The following is a 17,189-nucleotide window of genomic DNA, read 5'->3' as shown; positions in this document are numbered from 1 at the left end:
TCTCTAGCGATGTACCTGTCGCCTTCATTGACTTCGACACCGCCGCCCCGGGCGACCCGCTTGAGGACCTCGGCTACATGGCGTGGACCTGATCTTCGCGCTCAACATGTCTCATGAGACATAGGGCCGACCACGAGTCAAGCGCTGGGCTTGGGATGCACTGCCGCTGGCGAAGTCCCAGGGAACATCACTCCTCAACAGCCGCCTGACACAGCTGGAGCAAACGCTTCGCGTCGCGAGTCCCTATCTCGCGTGGGCGACCTGCCGGCGCAGCGGCCGGTGTGTCCCCCGCCTTTATGGACAGCGGCGGTGGAAAGGAACCAGTGGCATGTCCGAGATTGTTGACGAAGTCGTCCCCATGCGGGGAGGCCGCATCACCCGCGGCGTCGTCCGTATCGGTGACACGGTCCGGAGACCGGCCTCGGCTGCCTCGCCGTTCGTCGCCTCCCTGCTTGATCTGTTGGAGAGCCGAGGATTCACGGGGGCCCCGCGATATCTCGGCCGGGATCAGACAGGCCGGGACACCTTCAGCTATGTGCCGGGCTGGGTTCCACCCAAGTTCCGGCCATGGACCGACGCGCAGGTTGCTGCGGCCGGCGCCCTGGCTCGCGCCATGCACAATGCCACACGAGGCAGCGATCTTGCTGGTCAGCATCAGGTCGTGTGCCACAACGACCTGGGGCCGAACAACGCCGTCTTTCAGGACGACATGCCGGTCGCCTTCATCGATTTCGACATGGCTGCGCCGGGCAGCCCGCTGGAGGACGTCGGCTATATGACCTGGCTCTGGTGTGTGTCCTCGAAGGCAGGGGCTCCTCCTGTGGATGTTCAGGCCACTCAGGTGCGGGTGCTGGTCGACGCCTATGGCCTGACTTGCCCTGAGCGTGCTGTGCTCGTCGACGCAATGCTGGAACGGCAGGCCCGAAACGCCCGTTTCTGGGCAGAGGTGCAGGCCGGCTCCAAGGCCGTCGAAGCCACTGCCCAGCAAATTTCGGATCGCATCGCCTGGTCCTGGCGTGAGCACGAACACACTGCTGAGCACCGCAAAGTGTTTGAGGACGCCGTCAAGTGATGCGCAGAGAGAACGTCCTTCGGCGGCCTTGTGCCTGGTCAAGTAGGCGGCGGCCGTCGTGAAGAGAGGGCTTGCGTACGGCTGGCCAGCATCGATCACGGCACACACCGGTTGAGGGAGAAGTCGGCCGTCGCGCCGTTTCCCCCGACGGCGAGCTGCCTGGCTGCCCCGCACAGACCGTTGACGAACTCATGAACTTGGGCGGGAACACGAACCGGCTCGCCGAACGCAGCGCCAGCTCGTCACCGACCACGGCATCCCCACCGCTGCCGCGTCCACCGCGATGGCCGCCACGTCACGCCGCTGAACGGAAGAATTCAGCCCTTGTCATCAGCGTTCCGTCGTGAGGGTGGAACTGCCGGTGTAGCGCCAGAGCCAGCTGTCATGGTTCCGAAGTACCGGTCGCCCGTGAGCGTGTACACCGGCGATTCTGCTGTTCAGAGTCTCTGAGGACCAGGGCGATCACCTCCGGTTCCTGCACGGTGCGGGAACCGACTTCGAGTCCCCTTGGAGGACAAAATGGCCAGCGGAACCGTCAAGTGGTTCAACTCGGAAAAGGGCTTCGGCTTCATCGAGCAGGACGGCGGAGGCCCCGACGTCTTCGCCCACTACTCCAACATCGCCAGCTCCGGCTTCCGTGAGCTCCAGGAAGGCCAGAAGGTGAACTTCGACGTCACCCAGGGCCAGAAGGGCCCCCAGGCGGAGAACATCACCCCCGCCTGACCTTGCACCCGCACGGCACCCGCCCCGCAGCGCTCGCGGGGCAGGTGCCGCTGCGATGTGGATCATGTGGTGGTCCTCCTCGAGTCGAGTACGCGGCGGACGTCGGCGAGGCGGTGAGCAGTTGCAGGCGGAGGGCACGGTCATGCTGCCGCGCTGGCGGCGGGGTGACACGCCTGAGGCTGGCAGGCTTCCATGTCGTCGACGAGGCGGATAACACCACGCCGGGCCTGAAGGTGGGCGAGGCGCCCGCGGGCGTGCTGGTGAGCTGGACGATGTCGCACGGGTTCACCGCGCTGGCGGCCGATCAGCGCGGTCGTCCAGCGACGAGATGCGGGTGGTGGTGCAGGCCGCGGTGGCGGTGCCTGCTGGCCCGGTGCGGGCGCACGGTGGTGGAGACGCCGGGCGGGAACGGAATCGTCATGCTGGCAGAGGGCTGCAGCGGCCGGTGCATGACCGGCTGTGGGGCCGGTGCGTCACATCTGCCGACCGGTGACGTCTCCGCCGGGATCGTCGGCCAGCACGATCGCCGTGGTGATCCGTTTGCCCACGGGTTCGCGGTGGATGGCGAAGCTCTGGCCAACGGCCATGACGATCTCCAGCCCGTGCTGGCCAATCCGGGTCCGGTCGGGCGCAAGGATCGATGGCGGGGTCGGGTTGCTGTCCCACACGGCTAAACCCTCGGCCGGAGGCTGTGCGTCCAGCCGCGCTGACTGACTGCTCCTGCCGAGAATCCCTGGTTCCTGGCGAAGGCGGTCGCATGAGGGCTGGCTCCCATCTCTCGTGGTGGCGGAATCGTCGGGAGGGGCCTCACAGGTCGATCAGTCGGGTGACTCGGCCGAGTCGGCCGGCTCGGAATCGTCGGCCGGCGTGGACCGCTCGATGTCGTCGTCGGTCGCGGCCCAGCTGGCCAGCAAGTTCAGGGCGTCCTGCGAGGGGGAGGCGGGCTCGGCGGTGTAGGTGAGAAGGAACTGGCTGGGGGCGCCGCCCACCGGAAAGGTCTCGAACGGTAGGTCGAGGTCGCCGACGACCGGGTGGTGCAGAAGCTTCACGCCGGTGGTATGCATCCGGACGTTGTGGGCGGCCCAGCGGTGACGGAATTCCTCACTGCGGGTGGACAGTTCGCCGATCAGGTCCGTCAGCCGCCGGTCGTAGAGATCGCGGCCAGCCTCGGCGCGCAGCATCGCGACGGCGTCTCCTGCGACCTGGTTCCAGTCGCGGAAGAACTCGGTCGCGTGCGGGTCGAGGAAGATGAACCGGGCGTTGTTGGGCGGCCGCACTGGGTCGGCGTAGACCGGGGAGAACAGGGCGCGCCCGAGGTGGTTGGCGGCCAGGATGTCCCCGCGTCCGTTGAGGACGAAGGCGGGTGTGCCGGTCATGGAGTCGAGGACGCGCTGTACCGCGGGCCGGATGCGCTGCTGGGCGGGCCGGCGGCGGGGCGGGCGGGTGGTGCCGGCGCCGCGCAGGAGGTCGTTCAGGTGGATTCGTTCGGCTTCGTCGAGCTGCAGCGCTTGCGCGATGCCTTCGATGACGCTCTCGGAGACGCCGGTGGCGTTGCCGCGCTCCAGCCGGGTGTAGTACTCGCTGGAGATGCCCGCGAGGAGGGCGACCTCCTCGCGGCGCAGCCCTGTGACCCGTCGGCGCTCTCCGCCGTACACGGGCAGTCCGGCCTGCTCGGGGGTGATCTTGGACCGTCGGGTGCCCAGGAATTCCCGGATCTCGGCGCGGAAGTCGTCACGGATGTCGCGGTTGGTGCCGTTGGGGTCGTTTCTGCCTGCCATGCGTTTCACTCTACGAGCGGTTCCGCCGGGTTGGGGGTCCCTGTCAGTGACCCCCTCATCAGGGACTCCCACGCTGCCGTGACAGCCGGTTTTGTTGGTGGTGCACCGCCCCACGGCGGTGTGAATGGCCCGGATACGGCGGTGCTTGTGCCGCCGGTCTCCAGCCCCTTCGCGGCGCCGTCGGCGCCGTGATCACCGGAGTCAGAAGGACGATCATGCGTCGATACACCAGGCCGGCCGCCGTAGCCACGGCGCTGGGAGCGCTCAGCCTCGCGGCCTTCGGAACGGGAGCCTCGGCCGACACGGCCGACCGCACCACCGGCTCCGGGTCGGCGTCTCGCGTCACGGCGGAATCCGTCTCCTGGAACCACGGGACCGCTCAGGTGAACAAGCGCATCATCGAGCGCTACACCAGCGAGTACCTGCCCGGTCGCAATCCCGCTCTGGCGAGCAAGTTCGTCAGCCCGGACATCGTCGTGCACTCCGGCGGCCAGACGTGGCAGGGCCGGGACACCTATCTCGGCATCGTCGCGGCGAACCTGAAGGCGTTCCCCGACCTCAAATGGACGGTGCAGGACATGCGGGCCGAGGGCGACACCGTGGCCGTCCGCTACACCATGACGGGCACTCACGAAGGACCCTTCGCCGGTGTCGAGGCCACGGGCAAGGCGATCCGCACGGAGAGCATGGCGTTCTACCGCCTGTCCCACGGCAAGATCGTCGAAGAGCGCGCCCAGCTCGACATGCTCGGCATCCTCACGCAGATGGGCGCCATCCCCGCCACATAACAGCGGAGCGCAGTACTTCACCCACCTCCACTCGCCCACGCCGAGGGCGGCTGACCGGCGCTCGCCGCGCCCTGGCACGCACGATCCGCCTCCCCGCCGGGCTTGTGCCGCACATGCAGAGAACCAAAGAAACAGGACACCCTCATGGCATCGAAACTGACTGGCACTGTCGCTCTCGTCACCGGCGCGAGTAGCGGTATCGGCGAGGCCACCGCCCGCCAGCTCGCTGAGCACGGTGCGTCCGTGGCCCTGGTGGCCCGCCGCAAGGACCGCCTGGACGTGCTCGCCGCCGAGATCGAGAAGGTCGGCGGCACCGCGTTGGTGGTGGAGGCCGACATCACCAACCGCACCCAGGCAGAGGCGGCCGTCGAGCGGACCGTCGAGCACTTCGGACGGCTTGACACCCTGGTCAACAACGCCGGCCTGATGCTCCTGGGCCCCGTCGTCGGCGCGGACGCCGAGGAGTGGGAGCGCATGACCGCCGTCAACGTCCAGGGCCTGCTCTACACCACCCGCGCCGCCCTCCCGCACATGCTCAAGGCCGCCGAGGACGGTACGCGCCGGGTCGCCGACATCGTCAACATCAGCTCCATCGCGGGCCGCGTGGCCTGGAACGGCTACGGCGTCTACAACCTCACCAAGTTCGGGGTGAACGGCTTCACCGAGTCCCTGCGCCAGGAAGTCACCCAGCGGCACGTGCGCGTCGGTGTCCTGGAGCCGGGCGGTGTGAAAACCGAACTTGACTCGCACAACAAGCCCGACATCCACAGCGAGATGATCCAGCCGTTCCTCGACACGACCGAGATCCTCGCCCCCGAGGACATCGCCGACGGCGTCACCTACATGGTCACCCGGCCCCGGCACGCCTCCATCGCCGAACTGTGGATCATGCCCACCGACCAAGCCTGACGGCCGTCCGGCCCGGCCGACCCATCCCCGCTTGGTCGGCCGCCGGGACGGCACGACCCATCACCACCGCACACACCAGATGCCGGATGAACGGCGCCTGAAAGGAAACCCATGAGCAAGGTCATTCTCGTCACCGGCGCCGGACGCGGTCTGGGCACGGACATCGCCCGCGAGGCCCTCGCCGCCGGCCACCAGGTCGTCGCCACCGGCCGCCGCCCCGAAGAGGTCGAGAAGACCCTCGGCGGACCGCAGGACAATCTGCTGGTCACGAAGCTCGACGTCACCAGCCTGGAGGACGCCGAGGCCGCCGCGCAGGCCGCCGTCGAGCGCTTCGGCCGCGTCGACGTCCTGGTCAACAACGCCGGGAACCTGTTCACCGGCTTCTTCGAGGAGATCTCACCCGCGCAGATGTGCCGGCAGTTCGAGACCAACCTTTTCGGCCCGATGAACGTCACCCGCGCCGTCCTGCCGATCATGCGGAAGCAGCGCGACGGCCATGTCATCACCATCACCTCGACGGCCGGCCTGGTCGGTATGGAGTTCACCTCCGCCTACGCCGCCTCCAAGTTCGCTGAAGAGGGCTGGATGGAGTCGCTGCGCTACGACGTGGAGCCGTACAACATCCGCACCACGGTCGTGGAGCCCGGATTCTTCCGCACCGAACTCCTCGTGGACGGCTCCACCACCTGGCCTGAGCTGTCCATCGACGACTACGCCCCGCGCACCGCCCCGACGATCGAGGGTATGAAGAGCATGAACGGCAAGCAGCCCGGCGACCCCGCCAAGCTCGCCCGCGCCCTGCTCACCATCGCCGGCCAGGACGAGCCCCTGCAGCGCTTCGTCGCCGGTGCGGACGCCATCGAGGCCGCCGAGGCCAAGGCGAAGCTACTCCTCGCCCAGGCCGAAGCCTCCCGCGAACTGGGCGACAACCTCGCCTACGACGACACCACCGTCTGAGGGGGGCACCATGCCACTGAAAGGCGAGTACGAGCCGAGCACCGCGCAGTTCGTGCGTGACCAGGTCGAGCTGTACGAAAGCTCCGGCGGTGCGCAAGGAACGACGCTGGGTGTCCTGGTCACACGTGAAGAAGACGAGAAACTGGAGGACGTGCCCGTCGTCATCCTGACCACCCTGGGCGCGAAGAGCGGCAAGATCCGCAAGTCCCCGCTCATCCGGGTGGAGCACGACGGCAACTACGCCGTGGTCGCCTCCGCCGGAGGAGCCCCCAAGCACCCGGTCTGGTACCACAACGCGGTGGCCGACCCCCGCGTCGAACTCCAGGACGGCCCGATGCGCCAGGACATGCTGGCACGCGAGGTGACCGGCAACGAGAAGGCCGTGTGGTGGGCCCGAGCCGTCGAGGCATTCCCGCCCTACGCCGAGTACCAGAGGAACACGGACCGAGAGATCCCGGTCTTCGTTCTGGAGCCGGCGGCCCAGGAGCACTGACCCGGCACAGCCGGCTCAGCCCACCGATCCCCGCCGCCTGTCACTGACACACCGGTTTGGCCTACGGCAACCCCCCGCCCTGAGCAACACACACCCCACATTCCACGGTCTGCCGACTGGTGGCGCACCGCACTCATCGCGACCGCTGACCGGGCCTGACGGCCGTTACGACAAGGAGTACCTGATGAAGCACGTATCACTGGGCGGGCTCGATGTCTCGCGCATCGGCCTGGGAGCCATGACCATGGCCGGCACGTACACCACAGGCGGAGGACTCGACGACGCCGAGTCGATCCGCACCATCCACCGGGCCCTGGACCTCGGGGTCACCCACATCGACACCGCCGAGATCTACGGCCCCTTCCACAGCGAGGAACTCGTCGGCAATGCCCTCAAGGGCCGACGCGATGACGTCGTCATCGCGACGAAGTTCGGTCTCGTCTCCCACGCCGGCGACGGCCCCGGCGTCATCGACAGCAGCCCCGCCAACGTGAAGACCGCCGTCGAAGGCTCACTCCTGCGGCTCGGCACCGACCACATCGACCTCTACTACCAGCACCGCGTCGACCCCAACACACCCATCGAAGAAACGGTCGGCGCGCTGGCCGAGCTGGTCGCCGAGGGCAAGGTGCGCCACATCGGGCTCTCCGAGGCCGGCCCCGACACGATCCGCCGGGCACACGCCGTGCATCCGGTGGCCGCGCTGCAGACCGAGTACTCCCTGTGGACCCGGGACGTCGAGGCCGAGATCCTCCCGTTGCTGCGCGAGTTGGGCATCGGATTCGTGCCCTACTCCCCGCTCGGCCACGGCCTGCTGACCGGACAGATCCGCACCGTCGACGACTTCGCCGACGACGACTGGCGCAAGACCAACCCGCGCTTCACCGGCGAGAACTTCCAGCGCAACCTGCGCATCGTCGACGAGGTGCGGGCCATCGGCGCCGAGATCGGAGCCACCCCGGCCCAGACCGCGCTGGCCTGGCTGCTGACCCGCGGCGACGACATCGCCCCCATCCCCGGCACCCGCCGGGTCTCCCGCGTCGAGGAGAACACCGCCGCCGACGCCATCGAACTCACCCCCACGCAACTCGACCGCCTCAACAACCTCACACCCGCCGCGGGCGAACGCCACGACGAGGCCAACATGGCCAGCATCGACCGCTGATCACTGAAAAGGTTTCTCATCATGTCCAAGGTTCTCCTTGTCGTAGGCCACCCCGACCTGTCCCAGTCGAAGGCCAACGCGGCGCTCGTGGACGCCGTCCGCGATCTGGCCCATGTCACCGTGCACGACCTCTACGCCACCTACCCCGACTTCCGGATCGACGTCGCCGCAGAGCAGGCGCTGCTGGCCGACCACGATGTGATCGTCTTCCAGCACCCGGTGTTCTGGTACAACACCACCCCGCTGTTCAAGCAGTGGCAGGACAAGGTCTTCACCCTCGGCTGGGCCTTCACCATGGACGGCTCTCCCTCGCAGCTGGCCGACAAGAAGGCCGTCGTCGCCGTCACCACTGGCGTCCCCGGCGAGCACTACACCCCCGAAGGCGCGAACAAGGCCACCATCGAGACCCTCCTCAGCAACTGGCACGCGACCCTGCGGCTGTGCCAGTTCGACATCCAGCAGCCGATGGTCAAGGTGTACGGCACCGCCTTCGGCCTCTCCGACGAGGACCTGGCCACCGCCGCCAAGCAGTACAACGAGTTGCTCGCCTCCTACGCCGCCTGACGCGCTCTCACCACCGCGGCCCCTTGCCCTCAAGGTGACGCGGTGGTGCTGGGTCACACCAGTCTCCGGCCGCTCTTCGCCGTATCGACGTCGAGCGGCCGGAGAGTGACCGCGCAACCGCAAGGTTCACAACGCCGGCGGTCCCGACGACTTACCGGGACATGGCCTGCTCCATCTGCCGCCTGCCGTGCCTTCCCTTCCGTGTGACATGCGAGGTGAAGGGCTCAGTGGCGTTGCCGAGGACCGCGGGGGCGAATGGGCGTGACGGTAGTGGCGACGTCCGGTGTTCGGCTCGGTTCTTCAGGAGGGTCAGCCGGACGCCCTTGGGGAGGAACTCCACATCCGCCTCTCCGAAGCCGGTGACCTCTTCCGAGGCGTGGCCGGTGGCGTCCATCAGCAGGATGCGGAACGCGTGGAGGTCGAGGTTGTGCGGATACAACATCGCGAACAGCGTGCGAGCCAGATGCCTGCGTGCCATTTGAGCAACGAAGACCCTGACGGGCCTGCGCCGAGCGTCTGCAGGCCTTTGCGGGTGGCGTGAACACTCTGCCAGGCGGCGCAGACCAGGGCCTGCTTCTCCTGGCGCTTGAACTCGTCCCGTTCCGTCTTCTCCCCACTGCCCAGCAGAGCGGGACCGCGGGCCAGCCGGGCCAGGTCCGGGGCAACCGGACGGTCGGAGTGGTCGTCCCGGCGGACGATCAGCACCCGCACGGCGCCCGCCAAAACCCAGGGATAGGTGGAGCTCAGAGCGTAGCTCTCGGGCAGTGACAGCTCCCACTTCACCAGCAGGTCAAGGAGGTTTGGATCGGTCAGGCTCGCCGTCTCCGCCGCCGGTCCGAGCTCCTTGTCCGCCTACTTGCAGAGCCGGGTGATCGCCATGTGGTAGGTCCTCGCGTGAGTCGTGATGGCGGTGGCGGCCACGTACTCAACCCACTCATCGGCCAGCTGCATGGCCAAACGCGAACAGCGGAAGTCCGATGGGTCCACCGCCACGAGCTGTCGGGGGAGCTCGACAACCCGAGGGCCGATGCCGCCCGGCGGGACGGGGTTCGCCAGGGCTGCCCGCAGGCGGTCGCGTTCTTCGTTGTTCCGGCCCTTCCGGCGCGCGTTCGGCATCAGCGACCGCCCTTCGCGCCGTTGATCGCGTGGGATGCGATGTCGGCGTTGGACGCCTCGTCGTCGCCGATCCAGCTGGAGAACGCGGCCTCGAACTCGTTGATCAGGTCGTCCGTGTACTGGAGGTACTCGTAGGTGGTTTCCGGATTCGCGTGCCCGAGTCTTCGGCTGACGATCAGCAGCGGGTTGTGCCGGATGTGCCCGGTCAAGTACGACCGGTGCCGGCGACGAGCCTGCAGGTCCGGCTCCTCACCGTCCATGATGTTCTCCAGATAGGTCAAAAGCCGCAGAGCGTAGGTGTGCCGCAGGTCGGGCCAGCGCCAGCGTCGGCCCGGCAGCAGTGGCGTGGATCGGTCGGCGAGGTTCGTCATGCGCGTCCAGGCCCGGTGGCGGTAGCTCTTCCAGGCGTCCGCCCCCGGCATCAGACCGCCGCGGCAGACGAACAAAGTCAGGGCCTCCAGGCCGAACTCGCCCTCGTAGACGGTGATCCGCCGCAGCTTGGCGTCCATGGCCGACATCTGGAACTCGCGCACCACGCCGTCCAGGACACCCCTCACCCGGCCGCCGACGACGTCGACCTCACCCACCACGAACAGGTCGCGGGCCTTGCGCTCCAGCCCTCGGGCCGCCCTGCGGACGATGTCCGGACGCTCGAGCAGGCAGAACAGGTCGGCGGATGCGACGGCGTCCTCGGGGACGTAGATCAGGCGGGCTTTGCCGTATTTCGCGCAGGCTTTGCCAGGCCCGCAATGCCCAATGGTGGCGCAGCCACCTCACGCACCCGGGACCCCGCGTCGCCGACGACCATCAGATCACCGAGCGCATCTGCTGGTCCGAGCGTGAGCACGCCCCTTCGCGGCAGCCCTGCAATGACGGCAGCGGGAAGCTGCCGAACCCCCTGGGCAAACATCAGTGGCAGAAGGTTGAGTACCTGCCAACTTGAGCGGAACAGGACAGGCCGAGGGGCGGCTGAGATGTCAGAGGGCCCTCCTAAGGTCATCACGAACAGGCAGGGGGCACCATTCCGCTGCTGTTCCTGCTGCAGTGGGACGACGAAGGGAACCCCCGGCAGCGCGCCCTGGACCTGTTCGACGCCTTCGGCACCAAGGAGAAGACGCTGCACGCCAATATGGGCGGGCACGTCGGCACCCCGTGGTTCGAGGTGGACGACGGGAACCGGTTCTTCACCCGGCACCTGCAGTGAAGCGGGGCCGTCAGGCCGGCAGCAGACGGTAGGCGGTGTCGGCCAGGATGCCGCTCATCGAGGACAGGTCCCGACCCTCCTCGATGGCGGTAGCCGGCAGATGCACGACCGCCCCGACCGCGGCGGCCGCTCGGAAGGCCGGGTCGGAGATCAGCCTTTTCCCAGGTCCGCGCGGAGCGCTTGGTTGATGACCAGGGCGGCCGTGAACAAGGCCTGCGCTTCGGCGACCGCCCAGAACGATGAGGGATCACTGAAACGCCAGCCCAGTTCGATGCGCTCACATGCGAGGCGGTCCGGCGTCGACGACCGCCATAGACAGCTCCAGCGGGTCGAAATGGATCAGCGACTCCAGCCACCACGTCATGCCGGCCTCGGCGAGCCCCTTGAGATCAACGTTCTTGTGTTCCTGCCATGCAGGACTTGCGTTACCGCGCACGGCGATGTCGAACGGCCGGTCGGCCGGCAGACCGGCGCGGTGCAACTTCTGGCGGATGTCTGCGATCTCCTCCGGGATCAGCTCGTGGTCGTCAGGGTTCGGGAAAATGCCGTCGCAGCCAGAGGCACGGCTGATCACCCGCGGGTGGTTGGTGGAGCTGGCCATCCAGACCGGAATGCGGTGCGGTTCCGGTTTCGTGGCCGCCAGGTTCACCTGGTAATGCGGGCCGCTGTGCTCGATGGCCCTACCGGCCCACATCGCGCGCATCAACTCGAGGCCCTCGGTCAGCATCGCCGAGCGGGTCGCCAGGTCGGTGGGCTCCCCGAAGATGCTGAAATCACCGGACTCGTCGACGCCCACTCCGGTCCCGACGATAAGCCGTCCCTGGGAGAGCCTGCTGACGGTGGACGCGTGCCGGGCGACCATCCAGGGCCGACGCCGGGCCAGCGGCGTGACGGTCGGGCCTAGCAGCAGATTCTCGGTGGCGTACGCGATGGCCGCCAGCGTGGTCCACGGGTCGGCGATCGGCATCGCATCGGTGACCCCGTGGTCCCACAGGAACACACCGTCCCACCCGGCGGCCTCCGCCCGTACTGCCAGTTCGACGAGGACGTTGGGGTCGCCGAACGGGCCGAACGGCGGCAGGTAGATACCGAAGCGCAAGTTCTCGTTCACGAGGGACCTTCTCCAGGGTCGGCTGGTGGGCTGAGGCGGATATATGGCAATCCCCGCTCAGTCTGGCGGGCCCACCTCACGGCGTGTGAATTGGGTCACCGGTCAACGCAGCACCGACCAGCGATACCCACTGCCTGGGTTGCCGCGTGCCCACTGTGCGGCCTGGACCGTTCCCTCCTGGATGTCCTGCTGGGGCAGTTGAAGGCAAGTACGTCGTCCAAAGCGTGGAAGTACAGTTCGAACTCGCCGGTCAGTTCGGGGTGGTCCATTTCGGCACGGCGTATGGCCTGGTTGAGGAAGTCGAGCTGGCCGCCCCGGTAGTAGGGGGCGCGGCCCCGCTTGTACCCGATCAGTTCCAGTGCACCCCAGTCGTCGTCGATGCGGCGGCCGTCGCGCGTGTCGTCGAAGGTGTAGATGGCCTTCGCGGCGCAGGCGCTCAGCTGCACGGTCTCTGTAACTCCGAGCCGGGAGAGAGCCGCACTATCGGCCCGGGTGCCCGGCGGAGTCTCGTGGTACATCAGGAACGCCCAGTCGCCTGCCTGATAGAAGCAGAAGCTCTCCCAGGCGATGTCCCAGTAGTCGCGGCCAGCGCCGGCCATGGTGCGCAGGTCCGACAGGCGTGCCCGGCGGCGGTCACTTCGAGGTCGGCTCCGTGAAGCAGGGCGACGTGTTCGGCGCTGATGCCCTCGTCGCCGACGGACTCCCCGTCACCGAAGCGGCCCCGCAGCCCGCCACGCCGGACAATCCGGCCTACCAGCAGATCCTGGCCGTCTTCGCCCACGCCGGTCGGCCGATGCGGGCCCGGGACCTGTGCGAGGCCCTCGACCTGCCCATCCTGCCGAAGAACACCGAGGGCATCCGCTCCAAGCTCAAGCGCCTGGTCAGCCGGGGGATCCTCAGGCCGCGTTGCTCCCGGGGGTCGTGTAGCCGGGCGGAGCATGCACAGGGCGGTTGCCGGCCGGCACCTCGACCGCCCCTGTCCCGTTACTGAAGCCGGTCTGTTCAGTCTCGCCCAGTCTCGGCGACGGATAGATCGCGGACGCCGAACTGCGGTTTCTCGCACCTCTGTTGCGTAATACGTGGTCTGTATTCTCCTCCCCTGACGGTGACGGGTGACGGTGAGGAGGGCCCGGGTGAGGGCCAGGTCGGTGGGGTGGCGGAGGCGGCGGGATGCCGTTCTGCTGCTCGTGGGCGCGGTGTTGGTGGGGCTGGTCGGGCTGCTGGGCGCGGTGCTCGGGGAGCCCGGGGAACGGATCGCCCGGATGTGGGTCGGCGCCGAGATACGTACCGACGGGACGGCCCGGATCACCGAGGTGATCGACTACGACTTCAACGGTGAGCAGCGGCACGGCATTTACCGTGACGTGCCGGGGGCGGTTCCCGGAGACGTCAGCAAGGTATCCGTCACGGCGGACGGCGAGCCGGTGCCATACCGCGTCGAGGACAGGGCGGGCACCCGGATCGTGATCGGTGACCCCGACACGACGGTGACCGGGACCCACCGGTACCGCATCGAGTACACCCTGCCGCACCTCGGGGACGAGGAGTGGCTGGCGTGGGATGCCGTCGGCACGAAGTGGGACGTGCCCGTCGGACACGTCGACGTGCACCTGGCCGTCCCGTTCGCCCTGCAACGGCCGAGTTGCGTGTCGGGATCCTCCGGTTCACACGAGGACTGTGCGACGCAGCGGCAGCCCGTACCGGGGCAGCTGGACGTGGCCCAGGACGGGCTGGAGGCGCACGAGGGTCTGACGCTCTACGCGGAGGTCGGAGATGCCGACGGCGGCGGCGCCGCGTCGCTGCCAAAGGCGCCCGGCGGACGGGCGGCTGCCGTCGAGGCCGGGGAGAGTGCGCCAACGGGGTGGCTGTGGGCCACGGTGATCGCCCTCGCCGCGACGGCCGTGGTCGCGGAGTTGGTGCGGCTGGCGGGGCGGGAGCGGGTCCAGGGGGCGGACGGCCGGACCCGGCGGATGGACGTTCGCCGGCTGGGTGCATCGGTCACACCGAACGGTGAGCCGCCCGCGGGCATCGCTCCCGCCCACGTCGGCATCCTGCTTACCGACCGGGTACGCCAGGAACACCTGGCGGCGTGGCTGCTGACCGCGGCGGCGGACGGGCATCTGACCATCAGCGGCAACAAGAAGCCCGTGCTGCACCAGGCCGGCGAGCGGCCGGCCGGCGCCGCCGACCCGCTGACGACGGAGGTGCTCCAGGCCGTGTTCGCCCGTAAGCCGCGCGTCCCGCTGGGCCAGTACAACACGGCGTTCGCCACCGCCTGGAAGCTGCTGCGGCACCGGCTCGAGGACTGGCGGCGCACGGGTGGCGACGGGCTGTGGGAGCCGTCCGGGGAGCGACGCCGCCGGATCGCCCTGTGCGGCGGCGCGGTGGCCGCGGCCGCCGGAACGGTCGTCGTGGGGATCACGGCGACGGACGTGGCGGATCCGGGCGCGGACTGGCGGACGCCGCTGGCAGTCGGCGCGGCGCTGGCCGGCGCCGGGCTCGCGGCCCTCGTACGGGCCTGGGAACTGCGGGCACGCACCGTGCGCGGCTCCCACCTGTGGTGCCAGGCGGAGGCCTACCGGCGCCATCTGGCCGAACCCGGGCGGCACGGCTGGGAGAAGCGTGACGAGGACGAGATCACCGCGTGGGCCGTAGCCCTCGGCGAGGCCGAGGCATGGACGGCCGCGGCGGCAGCGGCCGACGAGGCGAACGCGTATGCGTCCCGCACGCGGGCACGGACGGCCATACCCGGGGACGACGCGACGCTCCGGCCCCACCTCGCCACATACCTTCCGCTGGCGGCCGTGTCCGCCGCCACCCAGCCGTCGTCCGGCGGCTCGGGTTCCCCGTCGGGTTCCTCGTCGGGCGGTTACAGCGGCGGAGGCGACAGCGGAGGGGTCGGCGGCGGAGACGGTGGCGGGGGCGGCGGCTCATGGTGACTGCGGCGAACCCGGCCTGACCCCCGCCACCCCGCCTCGTACAGCGCGTGCGCCGCCCGCCGCACCAGGTTGGTCGCAGCGGTGCTGGGCGCTCACGGGCTGGAGGCTGACCGGGAGGCCGTCCCCGGCCGCGCCGATGCGGACGTCGCGGCCGGCTGCTGGGTCATGTCGAACGGGTAGGTGAAGGGGGCCAGCCGAGCCAGCGGCGGTGACCGGTACCCTCCGCGCACGCCTCGAACGCCGTGGTGCATGGTCGCCGGATGCCGCCGTCTCCACCCGTAGCACCAGCTACGAAACCGCGACCAGCAAACCTCACCCAACCTCACAGGCGAAACAGACATCGAGGCTCATAACGACCTCGCAGTCCGCTCCGACGAAGCCGGCGTGCAGGTTGCTGCACGCCTCCGGGACTTGACCTTTGTGCCAGCCACGCGTTCTCGAGGGACGCCGGTGAGGTCGTAAATCCGTTGCCGGAGCATCAGCATCTTCGGTCGAATGCCTCCATGACTGCTCATGACTGCCGTGCGGACCATGTGGAGCAGAACCGACGCTATTGGGATGACGAGGCGTCTGCGTGGCACGGGCCGCTCGCCCGCGATCACTGGTCACAGGCGGAACCGCGTTGGGGCTTGTGGGCCACCCCTGAGTCACAGGTCTCCGTACTTCCCGACGACTTGGCCGGGATGCGCACCATTGAGCTGGGCTGCGGTACTGCCTACGTTTCCGCTTGGCTGGCCAGAGCAGGGGCCCACCCGATCGGGATCGACCTATCGGACAAGCAGCTCGCCACTGCTCGCGCGATGCAGGCGGAGTTCGGCATCGACTTCCCCCTCGTCCTGGGCAAGGCCGAGAAGGTGCCCTATGACGACAACACGTTCGACTTGGCCATCAGCGAGTATGGCGCCTCGTTGTGGTGCGACCCCTATCAGTGGATCCCGGAGGCGGCCAGGCTTCTCGTTCCTGGAGGCCATCTGGTGTTCATGCGCTACTCACCGCTGTTCGCGCTGTGCGTACGGCCCGAGGGGTCGGCATCCACCATCCTGTCTCGCGCACAATTTGGCCTTACTCGGCTGGACTGGGGGAATCACGTGCAGTTCATCCTGCCGCATGGCGAGATGCTTCGTCTGCTGCGGTCCTCCGGCTTTGTCGTTGAGGACCTGATTGAGATCCAGGCACCCCAGCCCGCACACCGGGACTACACCGAAGTTCCCGCCGGCTGGGCCCAGCAATGGCCCAGTGAGGAGATTTGGAAAGCACGGCTGGCAGGCTGACAGGCCATCGAGGTCACCGCGTCGGACAGGTCTGGCGTTCGGCCTCCGTCGCCCGGAAGCGGTAAGGCTCAGTGCGACTTCCTGGCGAAGCTGCCGGTGTCGATCGCGGTGCGGCCTCGCTGTTCGTGTCCCGGAAGACGTTGGAAGCCCATCTGCCGTGTGTCTACCGGAAGTTGCAGGCACGTTCGCGGACGGACCTGACGCGGCTGCTGACGGCGGCGGATCTGGTGGACTGAGGATCGCTGGTGAGCTGATGCTCTGGTGGATTGAGTACGGGTACTCATGTGGGCGGTGGCCAGTAGCCTGCACGGTACGGACATGCGATCGAATCTCCTCCCGAAGTCCTTGCTGGCGGCTGCGCTCTGCGGCGTCGTCGTCCTGGCCGGCTTCGGCGCGCAGAACGCCACCGCCGATCAATCCTCTACGGTCAGCGTCGCCACGGCGAGCGACGACAATGCGGAGATGCGGTTCCTTGAGTTGGCGAACCTCATCTCGCAGAGCTGCGCTCCGGACGTCTCCAGCGGCACCGATGATGTGGCATCGGCTTCCACGGCCGACACCACGGCAGGGGAGCCGACCCCCTACTCCACCATGCCCATCCTGGTCGAGGAGGTGCCGCTGACCGCGGAAGAGGAGTGCGCCGCCGAGAGGCACGCACTGCGCATCAGCAGGGCGTTCTCGGGCACGGACACGGCCACGTACGAGGGGATGCAGGAGAAGCTGACGGGCCTGGGCTACCCGGCTGCGCGGATCTATCGCATGCCGGACTTCTCGGGCGAGCCCGTGGCAAGGCTCGACCTGCGCGTGGGGGCCGACCACTTGGCTCTGGATGTCACCGGTACCTACCTGGGCGTGATGGTCGAGGCGTTCGGCGCTCCGGAGGGCGTGAGCGTGACCGAAGTGCGGCTGGAGCCGCAGCTGGACGCGCCCACATCCTGAGGACCCTGGAATCCGCCGCCTCGCCGGGGCCGTGCCACCGGGTCACTCCGAGAACGTCGGCTCCGCGGGGCGGACTGCCAGAGCCACATCGAGATCCGGGCGATACCCAGCCGGGCTGGTACCGCGGGCCCGCCGGTGCGACGGTAGCCGGACTGCGCCT

At 68.5% G+C, this 17,189-nt stretch carries 20 protein-coding genes and 1 pseudogene; 15 read left to right on the top strand and 6 right to left on the bottom strand.

The window, feature by feature from the left end; genetic code table 11:
* The 3 genes from H1D24_RS36740 to H1D24_RS36730 form a co-directional block, all read left to right on the top strand.
* Positions 1-92: phosphotransferase (locus H1D24_RS36740; RefSeq protein ID WP_258564624.1), on the top strand; the 92-nt coding region annotated here is incomplete at its 5' end.
* Positions 93-328: 236 nt separating this feature from the next.
* Complete coding sequence (locus tag H1D24_RS36735) at positions 329-1,072, top strand: phosphotransferase family protein (protein ID WP_181662067.1); 744 nt, start codon at positions 329-331, stop codon at positions 1,070-1,072.
* A gap of 519 nt (positions 1,073-1,591) precedes the next feature.
* The gene (locus tag H1D24_RS36730) at positions 1,592-1,795 is read left to right on the top strand and encodes a cold-shock protein (RefSeq protein WP_010982331.1); all 204 of its coding nucleotides are present in this window, start codon (positions 1,592-1,594) and stop codon (positions 1,793-1,795) included.
* A gap of 473 nt (positions 1,796-2,268) precedes the next feature.
* Here H1D24_RS36730 and H1D24_RS36725 read toward each other — a convergent pair whose 3' ends face one another.
* The gene (locus H1D24_RS36725; RefSeq protein WP_374064506.1) at positions 2,269-2,463 is read right to left on the bottom strand and encodes a hypothetical protein; all 195 of its coding nucleotides are present in this window, start codon (positions 2,461-2,463) and stop codon (positions 2,269-2,271) included.
* Positions 2,464-2,613: 150 nt separating this feature from the next.
* Positions 2,614-3,573, bottom strand: a complete 960-nt coding sequence (locus tag H1D24_RS36720) for a helix-turn-helix domain-containing protein (protein WP_181662066.1) — start codon at positions 3,571-3,573, stop codon at positions 2,614-2,616.
* A 215-nt stretch (positions 3,574-3,788) separates the two neighbouring features.
* Between H1D24_RS36720 and H1D24_RS36715 the strand changes: the two genes are divergently transcribed.
* The 6 genes from H1D24_RS36715 (at position 3,789) to H1D24_RS36690 (ending at position 8,449) form a co-directional block, all read left to right on the top strand.
* Positions 3,789-4,361, top strand: coding sequence for an ester cyclase (locus tag H1D24_RS36715; protein WP_181662065.1), 573 nt, complete (start codon positions 3,789-3,791; stop codon positions 4,359-4,361).
* A 144-nt stretch (positions 4,362-4,505) separates the two neighbouring features.
* Positions 4,506-5,270: an SDR family NAD(P)-dependent oxidoreductase gene (locus H1D24_RS36710; RefSeq protein ID WP_181662064.1), complete on the top strand. Its 765-nt coding sequence runs from the start codon at positions 4,506-4,508 to the stop codon at positions 5,268-5,270.
* A 111-nt stretch (positions 5,271-5,381) separates the two neighbouring features.
* Positions 5,382-6,227, top strand: coding sequence for an SDR family oxidoreductase (locus H1D24_RS36705; RefSeq protein ID WP_181662063.1), 846 nt, complete (start codon positions 5,382-5,384; stop codon positions 6,225-6,227).
* A gap of 10 nt (positions 6,228-6,237) precedes the next feature.
* The gene (locus tag H1D24_RS36700) at positions 6,238-6,720 is read left to right on the top strand and encodes a nitroreductase family deazaflavin-dependent oxidoreductase (RefSeq protein WP_181662062.1); all 483 of its coding nucleotides are present in this window, start codon (positions 6,238-6,240) and stop codon (positions 6,718-6,720) included.
* Positions 6,721-6,904: 184 nt separating this feature from the next.
* Positions 6,905-7,885, top strand: coding sequence for an aldo/keto reductase (locus H1D24_RS36695; RefSeq protein ID WP_181662061.1), 981 nt, complete (start codon positions 6,905-6,907; stop codon positions 7,883-7,885).
* Between the two features lie 21 nt (positions 7,886-7,906).
* Positions 7,907-8,449, top strand: coding sequence for an NAD(P)H-dependent oxidoreductase (locus H1D24_RS36690; protein WP_181662060.1), 543 nt, complete (start codon positions 7,907-7,909; stop codon positions 8,447-8,449).
* A 151-nt stretch (positions 8,450-8,600) separates the two neighbouring features.
* On the opposite strand, the gene H1D24_RS36685 is transcribed toward H1D24_RS36690, so the two are convergent.
* Both H1D24_RS36685 and H1D24_RS36680 read right to left on the bottom strand, forming a co-directional pair.
* On the bottom strand, positions 8,601-8,927 hold the full coding sequence (locus tag H1D24_RS36685) for a hypothetical protein (protein WP_181662059.1): 327 nt from the start codon (positions 8,925-8,927) through the stop codon (positions 8,601-8,603).
* 637 nt (positions 8,928-9,564) lie between these two features.
* Positions 9,565-10,152 (bottom strand): site-specific integrase, encoded by a 588-nt coding sequence (locus tag H1D24_RS36680; RefSeq protein WP_181662058.1) that lies wholly within the window; start codon positions 10,150-10,152, stop codon positions 9,565-9,567.
* 431 nt (positions 10,153-10,583) lie between these two features.
* Between H1D24_RS36680 and H1D24_RS43150 the strand changes: the two are divergent.
* Positions 10,584-10,769, top strand: a pseudogene (locus H1D24_RS43150) (alpha/beta hydrolase); the annotation flags it as partial.
* Positions 10,770-11,046: 277 nt separating this feature from the next.
* Here the strand turns inward: H1D24_RS43150 and H1D24_RS36675 are convergent.
* Positions 11,047-11,880: an LLM class flavin-dependent oxidoreductase gene (locus H1D24_RS36675; RefSeq protein ID WP_181662057.1), complete on the bottom strand. Its 834-nt coding sequence runs from the start codon at positions 11,878-11,880 to the stop codon at positions 11,047-11,049.
* Between the two features lie 95 nt (positions 11,881-11,975).
* Positions 11,976-12,479 (bottom strand): hypothetical protein, encoded by a 504-nt coding sequence (locus tag H1D24_RS36670; RefSeq protein WP_258564618.1) that lies wholly within the window; start codon positions 12,477-12,479, stop codon positions 11,976-11,978.
* Between the two features lie 20 nt (positions 12,480-12,499).
* On the opposite strand from H1D24_RS36670, the gene H1D24_RS43145 reads away from it, so the two are divergent.
* From H1D24_RS43145 to H1D24_RS36650, 5 genes are all read left to right on the top strand, one after another.
* Positions 12,500-12,871: a hypothetical protein gene (locus H1D24_RS43145; RefSeq protein WP_258564617.1), complete on the top strand. Its 372-nt coding sequence runs from the start codon at positions 12,500-12,502 to the stop codon at positions 12,869-12,871.
* 142 nt (positions 12,872-13,013) lie between these two features.
* Complete coding sequence (locus tag H1D24_RS36665; protein ID WP_181662056.1) at positions 13,014-14,819, top strand: DUF2207 domain-containing protein; 1,806 nt, start codon at positions 13,014-13,016, stop codon at positions 14,817-14,819.
* A 503-nt stretch (positions 14,820-15,322) separates the two neighbouring features.
* Positions 15,323-16,090, top strand: coding sequence for a class I SAM-dependent methyltransferase (locus H1D24_RS36660; protein WP_181662055.1), 768 nt, complete (start codon positions 15,323-15,325; stop codon positions 16,088-16,090).
* Positions 16,091-16,161: 71 nt separating this feature from the next.
* Positions 16,162-16,326: a LuxR C-terminal-related transcriptional regulator gene (locus tag H1D24_RS36655; RefSeq protein ID WP_181662054.1), complete on the top strand. Its 165-nt coding sequence runs from the start codon at positions 16,162-16,164 to the stop codon at positions 16,324-16,326.
* A gap of 82 nt (positions 16,327-16,408) precedes the next feature.
* Positions 16,409-17,029, top strand: coding sequence for a hypothetical protein (locus H1D24_RS36650; RefSeq protein WP_258564616.1), 621 nt, complete (start codon positions 16,409-16,411; stop codon positions 17,027-17,029).
* Positions 17,030-17,189: the final 160 nt, after the last annotated feature.

Source organism: Streptomyces himalayensis subsp. himalayensis, assembly GCF_013778455.1.
GTDB lineage: Bacteria > Actinomycetota > Actinomycetes > Streptomycetales > Streptomycetaceae > Streptomyces > Streptomyces himalayensis.
The sequence above is the reverse complement of the archived record's forward strand: the minus strand, read 5'-3'. Positions and strand labels throughout refer to the sequence as shown.

What these genes read in the sequence shown, in the direction of transcription:
- H1D24_RS36735 (WP_181662067.1), top strand. Translation starts at nt 329, where the DNA reads ATGTCCGAGATTGTTGACGAAGTCGTCCCCATGCGGGGAGGCCGCATC.
- H1D24_RS36730 (WP_010982331.1), top strand. Translation starts at nt 1,592, where the DNA reads ATGGCCAGCGGAACCGTCAAGTGGTTCAACTCGGAAAAGGGCTTCGGC.
- H1D24_RS36720 (WP_181662066.1), bottom strand. Translation starts at nt 3,573, where the DNA reads ATGGCAGGCAGAAACGACCCCAACGGCACCAACCGCGACATCCGTGAC.
- H1D24_RS36715 (WP_181662065.1), top strand. Translation starts at nt 3,789, where the DNA reads ATGCGTCGATACACCAGGCCGGCCGCCGTAGCCACGGCGCTGGGAGCG.
- H1D24_RS36710 (WP_181662064.1), top strand. Translation starts at nt 4,506, where the DNA reads ATGGCATCGAAACTGACTGGCACTGTCGCTCTCGTCACCGGCGCGAGT.
- H1D24_RS36705 (WP_181662063.1), top strand. Translation starts at nt 5,382, where the DNA reads ATGAGCAAGGTCATTCTCGTCACCGGCGCCGGACGCGGTCTGGGCACG.
- H1D24_RS36700 (WP_181662062.1), top strand. Translation starts at nt 6,238, where the DNA reads ATGCCACTGAAAGGCGAGTACGAGCCGAGCACCGCGCAGTTCGTGCGT.
- H1D24_RS36695 (WP_181662061.1), top strand. Translation starts at nt 6,905, where the DNA reads ATGAAGCACGTATCACTGGGCGGGCTCGATGTCTCGCGCATCGGCCTG.
- H1D24_RS36690 (WP_181662060.1), top strand. Translation starts at nt 7,907, where the DNA reads ATGTCCAAGGTTCTCCTTGTCGTAGGCCACCCCGACCTGTCCCAGTCG.
- H1D24_RS36685 (WP_181662059.1), bottom strand. Translation starts at nt 8,927, where the DNA reads ATGGCACGCAGGCATCTGGCTCGCACGCTGTTCGCGATGTTGTATCCG.
- H1D24_RS36670 (WP_258564618.1), bottom strand. Translation starts at nt 12,479, where the DNA reads ATGGCCGGCGCTGGCCGCGACTACTGGGACATCGCCTGGGAGAGCTTC.
- H1D24_RS36660 (WP_181662055.1), top strand. Translation starts at nt 15,323, where the DNA reads ATGACTGCTCATGACTGCCGTGCGGACCATGTGGAGCAGAACCGACGC.
- H1D24_RS36650 (WP_258564616.1), top strand. Translation starts at nt 16,409, where the DNA reads ATGCGATCGAATCTCCTCCCGAAGTCCTTGCTGGCGGCTGCGCTCTGC.